Origin of the sequence: Castellaniella ginsengisoli (assembly GCF_040955415.1) — a bacterium.
Taxonomy (GTDB): Bacteria; Pseudomonadota; Gammaproteobacteria; order Burkholderiales; family Burkholderiaceae_B; genus Castellaniella; species Castellaniella ginsengisoli.
Genome location: NZ_CP158257.1, coordinates 1304019 through 1318360 on the forward strand (window position 1 = coordinate 1304019; position 14342 = coordinate 1318360).

10 protein-coding genes are annotated in these 14342 nt (G+C 58.9%); all 10 read left to right on the forward strand.

Annotation, left to right across the window (positions count from 1 at the left end):
• Nucleotides 1-52: 52 nt before the first annotated feature.
• The 10 genes from ABRZ00_RS06160 to ABRZ00_RS06205 all read left to right on the forward strand — a co-directional run bounded on the left by ABRZ00_RS06160 (nucleotide 53) and on the right by ABRZ00_RS06205 (nucleotide 14340).
• Nucleotides 53-1930: an acyltransferase family protein gene (locus ABRZ00_RS06160; RefSeq protein WP_368647870.1), complete on the forward strand. Its 1878-nt coding sequence runs from the start codon at nucleotides 53-55 to the stop codon at nucleotides 1928-1930.
• Nucleotides 1927-3084: a glycosyltransferase gene (locus ABRZ00_RS06165; protein WP_368647871.1), complete on the forward strand. Its 1158-nt coding sequence runs from the start codon at nucleotides 1927-1929 to the stop codon at nucleotides 3082-3084. Before ABRZ00_RS06160 ends, ABRZ00_RS06165 begins: the two co-directional genes overlap by 4 nt.
• Nucleotides 3045-5636: a glycosyltransferase gene (locus ABRZ00_RS06170; RefSeq protein ID WP_368642620.1), complete on the forward strand. Its 2592-nt coding sequence runs from the start codon at nucleotides 3045-3047 to the stop codon at nucleotides 5634-5636. The genes ABRZ00_RS06165 and ABRZ00_RS06170 overlap by 40 nt, the downstream gene beginning before the upstream one ends.
• Nucleotides 5637-5646: 10 nt before the next feature.
• Entirely contained in the window at nucleotides 5647-6948 is a 1302-nt protein-coding gene (locus tag ABRZ00_RS06175; RefSeq protein ID WP_368647872.1) for an O-antigen ligase family protein, read from the forward strand.
• Nucleotides 6936-8900: an asparagine synthase (glutamine-hydrolyzing) gene (gene asnB / locus ABRZ00_RS06180; RefSeq protein WP_368647873.1), complete on the forward strand. Its 1965-nt coding sequence runs from the start codon at nucleotides 6936-6938 to the stop codon at nucleotides 8898-8900. Before ABRZ00_RS06175 ends, asnB begins: the two co-directional genes overlap by 13 nt.
• The gene (locus ABRZ00_RS06185; RefSeq protein ID WP_368647874.1) at nucleotides 8897-10024 is read left to right on the forward strand and encodes a glycosyltransferase family 4 protein; all 1128 of its coding nucleotides are present in this window, start codon (nucleotides 8897-8899) and stop codon (nucleotides 10022-10024) included. Before asnB ends, ABRZ00_RS06185 begins: the two co-directional genes overlap by 4 nt.
• Entirely contained in the window at nucleotides 10021-10614 is a 594-nt protein-coding gene (locus tag ABRZ00_RS06190; RefSeq protein ID WP_368642616.1) for a sugar transferase, read from the forward strand. Before ABRZ00_RS06185 ends, ABRZ00_RS06190 begins: the two co-directional genes overlap by 4 nt.
• A complete protein-coding gene (locus ABRZ00_RS06195) occupies nucleotides 10607-11260 on the forward strand; it encodes an acetyltransferase (protein WP_368642615.1) in 654 nt (217 codons plus the stop codon). Before ABRZ00_RS06190 ends, ABRZ00_RS06195 begins: the two co-directional genes overlap by 8 nt.
• Nucleotides 11261-11333: 73 nt before the next feature.
• Complete coding sequence (locus ABRZ00_RS06200) at nucleotides 11334-12509, forward strand: DegT/DnrJ/EryC1/StrS family aminotransferase (protein WP_368642614.1); 1176 nt, start codon at nucleotides 11334-11336, stop codon at nucleotides 12507-12509.
• A 10-nt stretch (nucleotides 12510-12519) separates the two neighbouring features.
• Nucleotides 12520-14340 carry a polysaccharide biosynthesis protein gene (locus tag ABRZ00_RS06205; protein ID WP_368642613.1) on the forward strand — a complete coding sequence of 607 codons (1821 nt, stop codon included), beginning with the start codon at nucleotides 12520-12522 and terminating at the stop codon, nucleotides 14338-14340.
• The last annotated feature ends 2 nt before the right edge of the window (nucleotides 14341-14342 follow it).

The window sequence follows — 14342 nt, forward strand, 5'->3', positions numbered from 1 at the left end:
GTTGCCGTACGGATCGTGTAGATCTGTGGCGTAATTAAAACTCAAGAGCAAGATGTCTACTGTATTGAAATACCGTCCAGAAATTGATGGTCTGCGCGCGATTGCGGTCTTGTCCGTGATTCTGTTTCATGCTGGCGTGCCGGGGCTTTCCGGTGGATTTGTCGGGGTTGATGTTTTTTTTGTGATCAGCGGTTATCTGATCACGGGGATCCTGCTCAGGGAACTGAGCGCAGGCACGTTTTCCCTCGTGACCTTCTACGAGCGGCGCGCACGGCGGATTTTGCCTGCTTTGTTCTTGGTCTTGCTGGTGTGCATCCCCTTTGGCTGGTTCTTGATGGATCCCTACGCATTCTGGCGGCTAGGCCAGGGGCTGATTGCGGTGACGATCTTTGTTTCCAACATCTTGTTCTGGCGCACGACGGATTACTTCGCTGCGACGGCGGGCAATCCTCTGCTCCATACCTGGAGTTTGGGTGTAGAGGAGCAGTTCTACATTTTTTTTCCATTATTCCTCTGGCTTGTTTGGCGTCATGCGCGGGCCTGGCTGTGGCTGTCGATTCTTTTGGTGGCTGCGGCTTCCCTGGCGATCAGTCAGTGGGGTGTGCAGACAGGGCGCCTGGTGGCCGCTTTTTATCTGATTCCCTCGCGGGCTTTTGAACTGTTGCTGGGAGCTTTGGTCGCTTTGGCGGCATTCCGGGGACGAATCCCGAATCTGGGGGCGCAGCTTGCCGAATCGCTGGCCTGGGTGGGGCTGGGGGCTGTCGTGTGGGCCGTGACGATGTTCAGCGGGGGAACACCCTTTCCGGGTTGGCGTGCATTGGTTCCATCACTGGGAACGGCCTTGATTCTGGCGTTTGTGCAGGCGGATGGCTTGCTGGGACGCGTGCTGTCGTGGCGAGTGATGGTGGGGCTTGGGCTGATCTCCTACAGTGCCTACTTGTGGCATCAGCCGGTCTTTGCTTTTGTACATATTGCAGGCTGGAGTCCAGGTTTGGGGGTGAGTCTGGGTCTGGTTGCCGTCAGCCTGCTTCTGGCCTGGATAAGCTGGCGCTACGTAGAGCATCCTTTTCGTGATCGGGCGTGGATATCGCGTAGGGCGGTCTTCTGGTGGGCAGGGGTTCTGTCTGCCGGCATGCTGGGCTTTGGTGCTTGGTTGGTTGCGACACAAGGGGTTTCCAGCCGGTATACCGCCGAAGAACTGGCATGGTGGCGCTATGCCGATATTGGCCTGCAGTCAGGCTATGTCGTCAGGCGGTTTGATGCTCATGCGGGCGTCTTTGCGCCCGGGGCTGAGCGGAAAATTTTGATTCTAGGAGATAGCCACGCCCAGGATTTTGTCAATATGGTGTACGAGGCGGGCGTCTGGCAAGATGCGCAGATACGGACAATCTATATCCCCACCATTTGCCAGATGTCCTATGTCGAGGAGGACGTCAGCAAGAATATTGCTCCCATCAATAGACCGGCCTGTGCTAGAAATCCGACCATCCGGTCATCAATGCCGCAAATCAGAGAAGCGGATATTGTCGTGATGGTGTCGAGTTGGCAATCTTGGTCTGCTGAGTTGATGCCGAGAACAATTTCCAACATGAATTTACGCTCGGACCAGCATCTGTTTGTAGTGGGTCCGAAGAGCTTCGGTGAGGTGGATATTCACCGGCTTCTGGCATTGGGTAAAGATAGTCGTGCCGCATTGCGTAATAAGATAAACTCCGAGGTGTTTCGGGCTAATGCTATTTTGAAACGTGGTTTGCCAGGCGAGGTCTTCGTTGACCAGGTTGAAATTATATGTGGTCCGGATGGGCTCTGCCCACAGGTAACGGGACATGACGGGTTGATTTCTTATGATGGTGGGCATTTGACCCAGGAGGGTGCCGAATATATTGGGAAGCGGATTTTTGCAGAGTCTGGTTTGCGGTTGGCACGATGATCAGACAGAAAGCAAAGTCCGTATTATTTGTCACTACGACCCTGGGAACAGGGGGGGCGGAACAGATGCTGCTCAAGATCCTGCAGCGGTTGGATCGGGATCAGTTCGACCCTGTGGTGGTTTCCCTGCTTGATGAGGGTACTGTAGGCAAGAAGATTAAAGCACTTGGGATTCCGGTGATCTGCTTGCGAATGGACCGTCTGGTGCATATCTTGGCGGCGCCCTTTGTGTTGGGCCGCTTGATTCGACAGCATCGTTTTGATCTTATCCAGGGGTGGATGTATCACGGTAATCTGCTGGCGTGGCTGGGGCGTTTCCTTGCAAATAGTCATGCACCCCTGAGCTTCGGTGTTCGACAAAGCTTTTATGGACTGTCCCGTGAGCGATTCAATACGCGGTGGGTCATCCGCGCGAATGCTTGGCTGTCGGAACGGGTGCAGGGCTGTGTATTTAACAGTTTTTTCAGCCTTGAGACACATCGGAATTTTGGTTTTGGTGGAAGCGGCATGCGGGTGATCCCCAATGGTTTCGATGTTGAAACTTTTGCCCCATGTCCTGAAAAAGGCGTTGCTGTGCGTTCCGCTCTGCAGATAGCGGATGAGCTGGTCGTCGGAATGGTGGCGCGATTCCATCCTGTTAAAGGGCATCATGATTTTCTGCGGGCTGCGAAAGTTGTACACCAGCACCGTCCGGATGTTAAATTTTTGCTTGCTGGGACTGGGGTGACAGAGAAAAGTCCGCAATTGATGGCGTGGATCGATGAATTGGGGATTGCCAAAGCTGTACTGTTGTTGGGAGAAAGATCCGATATATCAGATCTGAATAATGTTTTTGATATCGCCTGCCTGGCATCAAAAGCGGAGGCCTTTCCAAACGCGATAGGCGAATCGATGGCATGTGGAGTTCCTTGTGTGGTGACTGATGTCGGGGATTGCGCCGACATCGTCGGGCCGACAGGACGGGTCGTTCGTGCAGGAGAGCCGGAATTATTGGCGATGGCAATGCTTGAATTGCTGGAAATGGCGCCGGAAGACCGTCAATCGTTGGGGCGCGCCGCGCGGCGGCGGATCATGGAGCGATTCGATATGGATCGTGTTGCGCAGCATTATGGAGAATGCTTTCACACGCTGGTGTCAAAAGCAAAGACATCATGAAAAATAAAGTTAAGACGATGGGTTGTATGCAAGCGAGCGAGTGTGAAGCATCTGCGGCGCGCTATCTGAAAATATCGTCCGTTATAGATTCATTCTCTGGTATTGCGTTGGCACTCATCCTGCAGACCGGTTGGCGGTTGCCTGTAGGTGTCGGGCTGGGCGAACTGATGCTGTCGGTCACTATGTTGATGGGCTTTATTGTGACGGCATTGATTTGGAAATCCAGGGGAGGGGGCGCTTTTCATGGTGTGCGGCATTGGGGGCCGCCGCTGATTGTGGGGTATCTGGTTGTTGTGCTTTTTCCGCAAACCTGGCATTACTCGTCGATCAATCTGATAGGGAGCTCGATGAGGGATTGGGTGGCCTATGCGTTCAGTTTGATGTTCCTGTGCAGCATCGCCTTCCGCCCCACGCATTATCGTCGCATGGCGGTTTCTCTGATTGCCGGTTTGTTGTTTATTTGGATTCTGGTTCTGGTATTTGGATCTTCGGACGAGGTGTGGTATTTGGCGGCACGTTTCAGGGGAGGGGCGCTCAATCCTAATCAAGTGGCCTTGTACGTGCTTTGCAGCTTGCTTTTGCTGTTGGTTTATATGCGACATGTCCCGTTGATTTTCTCGGCGCTGCTGGGACTGGCTGTCTTTGGATATCTGGCGCAATCGAATGCGGCCAAGGTTTCAATGGCTGTTTTTGTATTGGCGGGCTGTTTTGCTATTTTTATTCCCTATTTGAAATTTAGGACGCGCCTGTTGTGGTTTTTGCTGGCCATGGGATTGGTTTGGCTGTTTTTTGGGCATGAGCTTATCAGCAATATAGAGGCGCGGTGGGCTGCGGTCGATTATGGAGATGCCCGGCGGTTGCTTTTTTTTCATGGAATCGATGCTTGGCTTTCTTCGATGCCGAGTTTTCTATTCGGATTTGGGGCTGGTAGCTATTCAGGCATGGGTGCTCCATTTCAAGGCTCGGAAGTGCACAATACGGTGATCGATGCGCTGACAATTGGTGGATTTCCGATGTTGTTTGCGGTCTATCTGTTTCCAGTGTGCGCATGGTTCCTTGCCTACCGGCAGGGGCGCATCTTGATTTTCAGCGCGCTGTCGGCGGTTATTGTCTTTTCTTTCTTTCATCACGTGGCTCGTCAACCTATTTATTGGCTGGCGGGGTATGGTGTATTGGCGTACCTGGTTGAGGCTGGGCGCTTGGCAAAACCGAAGCACGCCGGGGTTTATCGAGAGCAAGATGGATCCAGACTGAAGGTGCTGTTTATCAGCTATTTCTTCCCACCTTACAATGCGATCGGAGCAGTACGCACTGGCAAGATGGTGCGGCGATTGCTGGATGCCGGGCATGATGTGCGGGTGATCTCCGCAGGTCGCCAGGGTCTTCCGCAGACTTTGAGCATGAAAATGCCGGCGGGGATCGTGAACTACACCGACTGGATCGATGTGAATATGTTTATTGCTCGTGCGTTGGGCAAAGGCACGATAGCCAAGGCTAAGTCTACTGCCACAATGCCGAACCTCCAGACGGGCTGGTTTTCTCGGCTAGTCGGTGCGGCGGGGCGCTTTTATGTGTCCTGGATGTATGTGCCAGATCGGTATATCGGTTGGTTTTTCTTTGCGCGCAAGGCCTGTCAACAGACAATCGACGAAGGATGGCGGCCCGACATCATTTACGCATCCGCGACACCTTATACGGCCTTGATGGTGGCCTCCAGTATTGGGCGGAGGTATCGCATTCCATGGGTGGGCGAACTGCGGGATCTGTGGACGGACAATCCGTATGCGCACCACCGGGCCATATCCAAATGGCTGGAACGCCGAACCTTGCGGACGGCTGCCGCATTGGTGACGGTTTCAGAGCCGCTGGCCAAGGTCCTAGCGGACAAGTATCCAAGCCCTTGCCACGTGATCATGAACGGGTTTGATGCGGAGGATTTCTCCGGAGGGGCCGGGCCTCAGGCGGATAGGTCGGGAACAGAGAATCGACGTCTGAAGATCGTGTACACGGGGCAGCTCTACGCGGGGCGTCGCGATCCGACGAAGCTGTTTCAGGCCTTGTCGATGGATCGTTCCCTGATGTCGCAGGTGGATGTGTGGTTTTATGGCCCCAATCTGGCGTGGGTGGCGGATCTGGCGGTGGAATATGGCGTACAAGACGCCGTTTGTGTGCATGAGCCGATCACGCGTGAGGAGGCCATCAGAGAGCAGCAACAGGCGGATGTGCTGTTGCTGCTGACCTGGGACGATCCTCGGGAAAGAGGGGTTCTGACAGGAAAGCTGTTTGAGTACATTGGTGCGGGCAGGCCGATCCTAGTTTTGGGCCATGTTGGGGGCGATGCGGCTGCCTTGGTGCGCCGGGAGGGCTTTGGGATGGCTTCCAGTGATCCCGCGGAAATTCTTGGGTTTTTGTCCGATTTGTTGTCGAACCCCGCGGCAGGTGTGCGCTATGATCGCGCGTTCCGTGATCGGGCCGGGGCGTATGAGCGTGGGCAGCAGGTGGAGAGACTCGTGAGCGTATTTCGTGCGGTTCGAGTCTCGGAGGATGCGTAAAGGTAGATAGATGAAGATGGTTACACGAGCCCTGCTCGCAGCAGGGCTGATCACGGCAACAATGACCAGGCTGCGTCCTTTCGAGACTCCCTTTGGTGTGGGCGAGGTGTTGCTGTTGCTGTTCATTCTGGTTGTGTTGCCGGGATGGTTGCAGGGGGCTTTGCGGCATCGTCTGGCTGCGAAGCCGTGGCAGCACGTATCTTTGATAGGGTGCTATGCCGCTTTGTTTCTCGTGTTGATGGTGGGATGTTGGCAGGGGAATCAGTCGGGCTTGAATCCCTATGCAGGGTCGGTTCGTGACATGCTGGCCTATGCGTTCTGTTTTCTGGTGTCCGCCGGAATCGTTGTGAATAGTGATGGGCCGGGTGATGTGGCGAGAACTTTGCGCGATCTGACGTGGGTGGGTCTTTCTGTTTCAGCCATCATTTGGATTTGGGCGATAGCGTTTGGAGCATTGGGTGAGTTCAATCTTTGGTATGGCGGATATGGTGTCAGATTCACCGGCCTCGCCATCAATCCGAATCAGAATGCTTTGCTGCTGGTGAGCCTTCCGTTTCTGTTGTTTTTTCTGTTACGCACCTCAGCGGCAGGCCTTTGGGAACGGCGATTCGGAATAGCTGTCGGGGCTGTTGGACTGGCTGCGGGTTGGAGTACGGGAAGCGCGGCCTTGCGATTCATCTGGATTGCCCTGATTCCCATGATGATTATGGCGGGAATGTTCTTTCATTCGGAATTACAGCGTGCGCGGCGTGATTATGCGCTGACGGTCGGTTTGGGTGCCATGCTGATATTCCTGTCGTCTGAATCGATGGTGTCCAGAGTGCATTATTTGTTTGATGACGTACTTCCAGGCACAGGGACGATGAATGCGGAGCAGATGATGCTGACTGGCGGAGCAGGATGGACGGATCGGCTGACTCTTTGGGAGAACGCTTGGGTGGTCCTTCAGGGTTCACCTGTTTTTGGGTATGGGCCAGGTGCTCTTTCCGGGATGAGCGGGCCGTTCGGAGGGTCCGAAGCGCACAATAGCCTGCTGGATTGGATGATGGCGACCGGCTTTCTGGGCGGCGTGGTGTTGACGGCGCTGGTGTCGGTCGTGCTCTGGCGAAGCGCTCGCCAGGGGAATATCGAATTGTTCTTTGCGTTGTTGGCGCTTTGGGCATTCAGTATGGCCCATCATGTTCTCAGGCATCCCTGGATGTGGGCGATGTTGACGCTTTTGGCTGTGCATGCCGGCGGCGTGTACAGCAGGAAGTCGCGTGCAGGAAGTACCCGGAATGACGCAAAGGCGGACGGGACATGTGCGGGATAACGGGCTTCTGGCAACCGGGGTCGTTTGCAGGACTGGAGGCGCGTACGCGCCGGATGGCGGATGCCTTGAGCCATCGGGGGCCGGATGATAGCGGCGTCTGGGTTGATGAGGTCGCAGGCCTTGCTTTGGGCCACCGCCGCCTGTCCATCGTGGAACTGTCCGCCGCCGGCCACCAGCCGATGCACTCGTCCTGCGGCCGGTATGTGCTGGTCTTCAACGGTGAAATCTACAACCATCTGGATCTGCGGACTGGGCTCGGTGATACCGGACGAGAGTGGCGCGGGCACTCGGATACTGAAACCCTGCTGGCATGCATCCAGTCCTGGGGACTGAAACGAACCCTGGAGCAGGCGGTCGGCATGTTTGCGCTGGCCTTATGGGATCGGCAACGCCAGATGCTCAGTCTGGCGCGGGACCGCTTGGGTGAAAAACCCTTGTATTGGGGCTGGCAAGGCGACATGCTGCTGTTCGGCTCAGAACTGAAAGCTTTGCGGGCGCATCCGGATTTCCGGGGCGCAGTGGACAGGGGGGCGCTGGCGTTGTATTTGCGTCATGGCTACGTGCCGACGCCGTGGTCGATCTATCAGGATGTGTTCAAGCTGCCGCAGGGCCAATGGATCGATATTCCTCTGGGGCAGGGGGCATTCGTAGCCAAGGCGGCTGCTCCGCAGCCGTTCTGGAATTTCAACGAGATCGTCGCCCAGGGATGCGCGCAGCCATTTGCCGGCGATGAGACGGCGGCAATCGATGCTCTGGAATCAAGGCTGTCGGACACGATCGGACAGCAGATGTTGGCCGATGTGCCTGTCGGGGCGTTTTTCAGCGGCGGAATCGACAGCACTACGGTAGTGTCGCTGATGCAAAAGCTCAGCGCCAAGCCGGTGCGGACCTTTACGATTGGTTTCAGCGGCAGTGAATATGACGAGGCCGCGCATGCTTTGGCGATTGCCAGGCATCTGGGGACGGACCACATGCCGCTGCTTGTGCGGCCAGAAGATGCGCTGGATGTGATCCCTTTGTTGCCGCGCATGTATTGTGAGCCGCTCAGCGCGGACTCGCAGATTCCCTTGTATTTGATCAGCAAGCTGGCGCGGCAGCACGTCACGGTGGCCCTGAGCGGCGATGGCGGCGATGAGCTGTTCGGCGGGTATAACCGGTATTTGGGCGCGCGCCGTGTCTGGTTGCGCTTGCAGTCCATGCCAGGGCCTGTCCGGCGTGCCTGCGCGGCGTTTTTGCGCAGTTTGTCGCCTGCCGGCTGGGACCGTTTGTTTGCTTTCGCCAAGCCGGTATTACCCGAAAAATTCAGACTGGCGATTCCGGGCACCAAGGCCCAGAAGCTGGCCGATGTGCTGGAGCTGGATACCGAGATGGACTATTTCCGTCGCCTGACCAGCCATTGGCAAGACCCTGCGAGTGTCGTGCTGGGGGGGGATGAGCATCCTGCACTGATGACGAGTCCGGCATCTCAGCCGCAAGCGGATTGCTTCGAGCACTGGATGATGGCGATGGATGCGCAGACGTTCCTGCCGGACGAGGTGATGGCGAAGGTGGATCGTGCTGCGATGGCGGCCAGCCTGGAAACGCGGGCGCCCTTGCTCGATCATCGTGTGGTGGAGTTGGCGTGGCGAATGCCGCTGTGCATGAAAATCCGTGATGGCCAGGGCAAGTGGCTGCTGCGGCAAGTGCTGTACCGGCACGTGCCCCGTGAATTGGTCGAACGCCCCAAAAAAGGCTTCGGGATTCCGATTGATGACTGGCTGCGTGGTCCCCTGCGGTCCTGGGCGGAAGGCTTGTTGGACGAGGATCGTTTGCGGGCCGAGGGCTATTTTGACCCTGCGCCAATTCGTACGCGCTGGTGTCAGCATGTGCGGGGCAGCCATAACTGGCAGTACCAGCTCTGGCCGATCCTGATGTTCCAGGCCTGGTTGTCCAGCGAGGGCGGCGTGGCATGAGGCTATTGCTGGTGGGGGGGTTCGCAGAATCCCTGCTGAATTTCCGCGGGGCGCTGATTGACGATTTGCTAAGGGCCGGCGTTGAAGTTCATGTGGCGGCTCCGGGGCTGGACGATGGCGAGTGCCGGCAGGCGCTGCTGGCACGTGGCGCGGTGCCGCACGATATCGCTTTGCGCCGGACGGGCATGAATCCCGTGGCGGATCTTGCGGCCCTGTATGGTTTATGGCGTTTGATGTGCCGCTTGCGTCCGGATGTATTCCTTGGCTATACGATCAAGCCTGTGATCTATGGTTTGCTGGCCGCTCGGCTTGCGGGGGTGAGCCGGCGTTATGCACTGATCACTGGCTTGGGCTATGCCTTTCAGGATCGGCCGGAGGGGTTCAAGGCGCGGCTGGTCGCTGGCTTGGCGCGGGGTCTTTACCGGCTGGCGCTGCTCGTTGCAGATCGTGTGTTTTTCCAGAATCCGGACGATCAGGCCTTGTTTCGTTCTGTCGGCCTGTTGGGCGCTAAGACTCCATCAGCAGTGGTGAATGGTTCGGGTGTTGATGTGCAGTACTTTAAAAAGACTCGAGTGCCGGATGGGCAGGTCAAGTTTCTCCTGATTGCGCGCTTGCTGGGAGCCAAGGGGGTGCGAGAGTATGCCCAGGCGGCTGGCCGGCTACGGCGTGAATTTCCGTCCGCCGTGTTCCGTTTGGCCGGTTGGATTGATGGCGGGCCGGACTCGATCAGTGCCGATGAACTGCAGTCGTGGGTGGACGAGGGCAATGTGGAATATTTGGGGCGTTTGGGCGATGTGCGGCCGGCACTACAGGATTGCTGCGTGTATGTGTTGCCTTCGTACCGAGAGGGAACGCCCCGCACGGTGCTGGAAGCCATGGCGATCGGACGAGCGGTGGTGACGACGGATGCCCCTGGGTGCCGGGAGACGGTTGTCGAAGGGGTAAATGGCTATCTGGTGCCCGTTGGATCAAGCGATAGGCTGGCGGATGCCATGCGGCGTTTTTTGGGGGAGCCATCTTTGGCTCGGGAAATGGGTGAGCAGTCTCGTCGGATTGCGGAAGAGCGCTACGATGTTCAGCAGGTAAATGCCGAGATGTTGCGGGGCATGGAGATTTCACATTGAAAAGGCTGCTGGATATTCTGGGAGCGGGCTTGGGGTTGATGATCTTGTCGCCGGTGATCCTGGTGCTGGCCTGGATGATTCGACGTCGGCTGGGGAGTCCTGTTTTGTTCCGGCAGATGCGGCCGGGTCTGCACGGACGCCCCTTTTACATGATCAAGTTCCGTACGATGCGGGATGCGGTGGGCACGGATGGCCAGCCGTTGCCGGATGCAGAGCGGATGACGCCTTTTGGCCGCTTGCTGCGATCCACCAGCCTGGATGAATTGCCCGAACTGTGGAATGTGTTCAAGGGCGACATGAGTCTGGTCGGCCCGCGCCCCTTGCTGATGGAATACCTCCCTCTATATACGCCGGATCAGGCCCGCCGTCATGAAGTGCGCCCGGGGATCACCGGTTGGGCGCAGGTCAACGGGCGCAATGCACTCGGTTGGGAAGACAAATTTCGTCTGGACGTGTGGTACGTGGATAATCAGTCGCTGTGGCTGGATTTGAAGGTTCTGTACTTGACGGTGAAAAAGGTGCTGGTTCGCGATGGGATCAGCGCAGAGGGCGAGGCGACGATGTCAAAGTTTACGGGGCGTCATGAATAGGCAGGCCCAGGTCGGCCATACCCTGGCCATTATGGGAGCCAGCGGCCACGGCAAGGTCGTGGCCGAAGCGGCGCTGGCGGCAGGCTGGGGTGCGGTGGAATTTTATGATCGGGCCTGGCCGGGCAAGCAGCAGGTTGGCCGCTGGGCGATCATGGGGGATGATGCGGGCTTGGCAAGCGCACTGAATCGCCTGGATGGAGTGGTGGTCGCGATAGGAAACAATCAAATCCGACAGGTCTTGTTGACGCAACTGCGCCAGGCGGGGGCCAAGGTGGTGTCCATTCTGCATCCGGCGGCGTGCGTGTCCGTGTCAGCCCGCGTGGAACCAGGGTCGGTCATCATGGCCGGCGCCATCGTCAATGCAGATGCCGTCATTGGCCTGGGGACGATCCTCAACACGGCATGCAGCGTGGACCACGACTGCATTCTGGGGGATGCCGTTCACATCAGCCCGGGCGCGCATCTGGCGGGCGATGTGCATGTGGGGGATCGTTCGTGGATCGGGATCGGCGCGTCGGTGCGGCAAGGGGTTCGCATCGGATCGGGGGTCATTGTGGGCGCTGGCGCTGCCGTCGTGTCGGATGTCGAAGATGGCCTGACGGTGGTTGGCGTGCCGGCCCGGCCTCTCTCCCGAAGGGGGGCGTGATCGCGGGCAATCGTTTTCTCGCGCGCGTTTTACGGTTTTACAATGCCTTACTTTCGAATCGCAGGATGCTGACGTGCTGAATACCCCCTTTCCCCCCTGGCCTGCGTTCACCGCTGAAGAAGCCGATGCCGCTCGCGATGTGATCCTGTCCAACCGGGTGAATTACTGGACCGGCCAGGAATGCCGCGAGTTCGAACGTGAATTCGCCGCCTGGGCGGGGACGCGCCATGCGATCGCGTTGGCAAACGGCACGGTGGCGCTGGATCTGGCGCTGCGGGGACTGGGAATCGGCGCGGGGGACGAGGTCGTCGTCACGCCCCGTACGTTCCTGGCCTCGGCATCCTGTATCGCCAACGCGGGTGCCGTTCCCGTGTTTGCCGACGTCGATCCGGATTCCCAGAACGTCACGGTCGACACGATTCGCGCAGTGCTGACTCCGCGCACGAAGGCAGTGATTTGCGTGCACTTGGCGGGCTGGCCCTGCGACATGGACCCCATCATGGACTTGGCCCGCGAACGAAATCTGTTCGTGATCGAGGACTGCGCCCAGGCGCATGGGGCTCGCTACAAGGGGCGGCCGGTGGGATCCATCGGCCACGTGGGCGCCTGGTCGTTTTGCCAGGACAAGATCATGACCACGGGCGGCGAGGGCGGCATGGTCACGACCAATGATCCAGATCTCTGGAAACGCATGTGGGCGTACAAGGACCACGGCAAGTCGTGGGATGCTGTCTACGAACGCCAGCATCCGCCGGGCTATCGCTGGTTGCACGAATCGTTCGGCACCAATTGGCGCATGATCGAGGTCCAGGCTGCCATCGGCCGCATCCAATTGCGGCGCATGGCGGATTGGCAGGCCACGCGCCTGCGGCACGCCAGGCGGATCTGGGAATGCGCCCGGGCGCTGCCGGGTCTTCGAGTGCCCGCCGTGCCGGATTCCATCGATCACGCGGCCTATAAATGCTATGTGTTCCTGAACCTGGATGCCCTGGCGCCCGGGTGGACGCGTGAACGCATCATGCAGGCCATTGCGGATCGGGGGGTGCCGGTGTATTCGGGTTCGTGTTCCGAAATCTACCTGGAAAAAGCATTCGACGGCACGGGCTTCCGGCCTGAGGAACGTTTGCCGGTGGCGCGTGCATTGGGCGAGACCAGCCTGATGTTCCTGGTGCATCCGACGCTGCGGGACGAGCATCTCGACCGGACTTGCGAGGCGCTAAGCGCCGTGATGGCGCAGGCGACGGCATGAGGGCCGCCGCATGATCAATATCCGGTCTTTTCTGGTATTCGCTTTTGATCTGGCGGCGGTGCTGATCGCCTGGATCGGGGCGTTCGTGCTGCGCTTCAATCTGGAATGGCCGCGCGCGTTTCATGCGGAGATCGCCTACGGCGCCCTGATCCTGATGGCAGTGCAGCTCGCAGCCTGCCGTTGGGCAGGGCTATATCGCGGGATGTGGAGCTTTGCCAGCTTGCCGGATCTGCGCCGCCTGATCCGGGCGGTGGGGATATCCGTCATCGCCGTGCTGGCCTTGGCTGCATTCGATGGCACTTGGCTGTTGATTCCGCGTTCGATCGTGCTGTTGTACCCGCTGTTGTTGATCATGATCATGGGCGGCGGGCGCATCGCCTGGCGACTATGGAAAGAATCCCGCCTGTTGCCGGTATCCGATGCTGAACGAAAGCCCGTGGTGATTGTCGGGGCGGGCACGGCCGGCGCCATGCTGCTGCGCGAACTCGCGCGCAGCCCGGATTGGAAGGTCGTGGCGATGGTGGATGATGACCGTCACAAGCGAGGCCTGGAGCTGAGCGGTTGCCGGGTCGAGGGGGCGACTATCGACCTGCCGGCCATTTTGCGGCGCCACGGGGCGCGGCATGTGATCCTCGCGATGCCCTCGGCCTCGGCGGAGGCGTTGCAAGCGGTGACGCGGCTGGCGACGGAGGCGGGAGCGGCCTTGTTCACCATCCCCGGCCTGGCCGAGTTGATGAGCGGCCGCGTGGCCATCAATATGATGCGGCCCGTCAAGATCGAGGATCTGCTGGGCCGCGAGTCGGTGCGGATCGACAATGATAATGTGCGCGCCATGCTGACGGGCAAGCGCATTTTGGTGACGGGCGCGGGCGGGTCGATCGGCAGCGAGTTGTGCCGCCAATTGGCCCGCTTCGAGCCAGCCTGTGTCGTGCTGCTGGAATCCAGCGAGTTCGCCCTGTACATGATCGAGCAGTGGTTTGGCGAGCACCGCCCCGAGGTGCCCATCGTGCGCCTGGCGGGCGATGTGAAGGACGAATCCCGCATGACGCAGGTGTTTGCGGAGCATCGGCCCCAGGTGGTGTTTCATGCGGCGGCCTACAAGCATGTGCCGCTGATGGAGGTCGGCAATGCCTGGCAGGCCGTGCGCAATAACGTGGCCGGCACCCTGACGGTGGCGCGCGCCGCGCGCGATGCGGAAGCGGAGCGCTTCGTGCTGATTTCCACCGACAAGGCCGTCAACCCCACCAATGTGATGGGGGCGACCAAGCGCATCGCCGAAATGGTCTGCGAGGTGCTGCAAAATGGCCCGGGCACCACGCGCTTTCATGTGGTGCGCTTCGGCAATGTGCTGGGCAGCACGGGCAGCGTGATCCCCAAGTTCCAGGCGCAGATCGCGCATGGCGGCCCGGTGACCGTGACGCACCCGGAGATCAACCGCTATTTCATGTCCATCCCCGAGGCCGCGCAACTGGTGCTGCAGGCCGCCGCGATGGGGCAGGGCGGCGAGATCTTCGTCCTGGACATGGGGGCGCCCGTGAAGATCGTCGACCTCGCACGCAACATGATCCGCTTGTCGGGTTTTACCGAGGACGAGATCCGCATCGAATTCACCGGTCTGCGGCCTGGAGAAAAGCTGTACGAAGAGTTGCTGGCCGACGCCGAGGAGACCCTGCCGACTCCGCACGAGAAACTGCGCATCGCGCGTTCGCGCACGGTGCCTGATGGGCTGTACGAAGGAGTCTTGGCGTGGCTGGCGCAGGGGCCGCAAGAGGATGAGGCCGTGCGGGCCGGACTGAAGCGCTGGGTGCCGGAGTATGAACCGAGGGGATGAGG

What these genes read in the sequence shown, in the direction of transcription:
- ABRZ00_RS06160 (WP_368647870.1), top strand. Translation starts at nt 53, where the DNA reads ATGTCTACTGTATTGAAATACCGTCCAGAAATTGATGGTCTGCGCGCG.
- ABRZ00_RS06165 (WP_368647871.1), top strand. Translation starts at nt 1,927, where the DNA reads ATGATCAGACAGAAAGCAAAGTCCGTATTATTTGTCACTACGACCCTG.
- ABRZ00_RS06170 (WP_368642620.1), top strand. Translation starts at nt 3,045, where the DNA reads ATGCTTTCACACGCTGGTGTCAAAAGCAAAGACATCATGAAAAATAAA.
- ABRZ00_RS06175 (WP_368647872.1), top strand. Translation starts at nt 5,647, where the DNA reads ATGAAGATGGTTACACGAGCCCTGCTCGCAGCAGGGCTGATCACGGCA.
- asnB (WP_368647873.1), top strand. Translation starts at nt 6,936, where the DNA reads ATGTGCGGGATAACGGGCTTCTGGCAACCGGGGTCGTTTGCAGGACTG.
- ABRZ00_RS06185 (WP_368647874.1), top strand. Translation starts at nt 8,897, where the DNA reads ATGAGGCTATTGCTGGTGGGGGGGTTCGCAGAATCCCTGCTGAATTTC.
- ABRZ00_RS06195 (WP_368642615.1), top strand. Translation starts at nt 10,607, where the DNA reads ATGAATAGGCAGGCCCAGGTCGGCCATACCCTGGCCATTATGGGAGCC.
- ABRZ00_RS06205 (WP_368642613.1), top strand. Translation starts at nt 12,520, where the DNA reads ATGATCAATATCCGGTCTTTTCTGGTATTCGCTTTTGATCTGGCGGCG.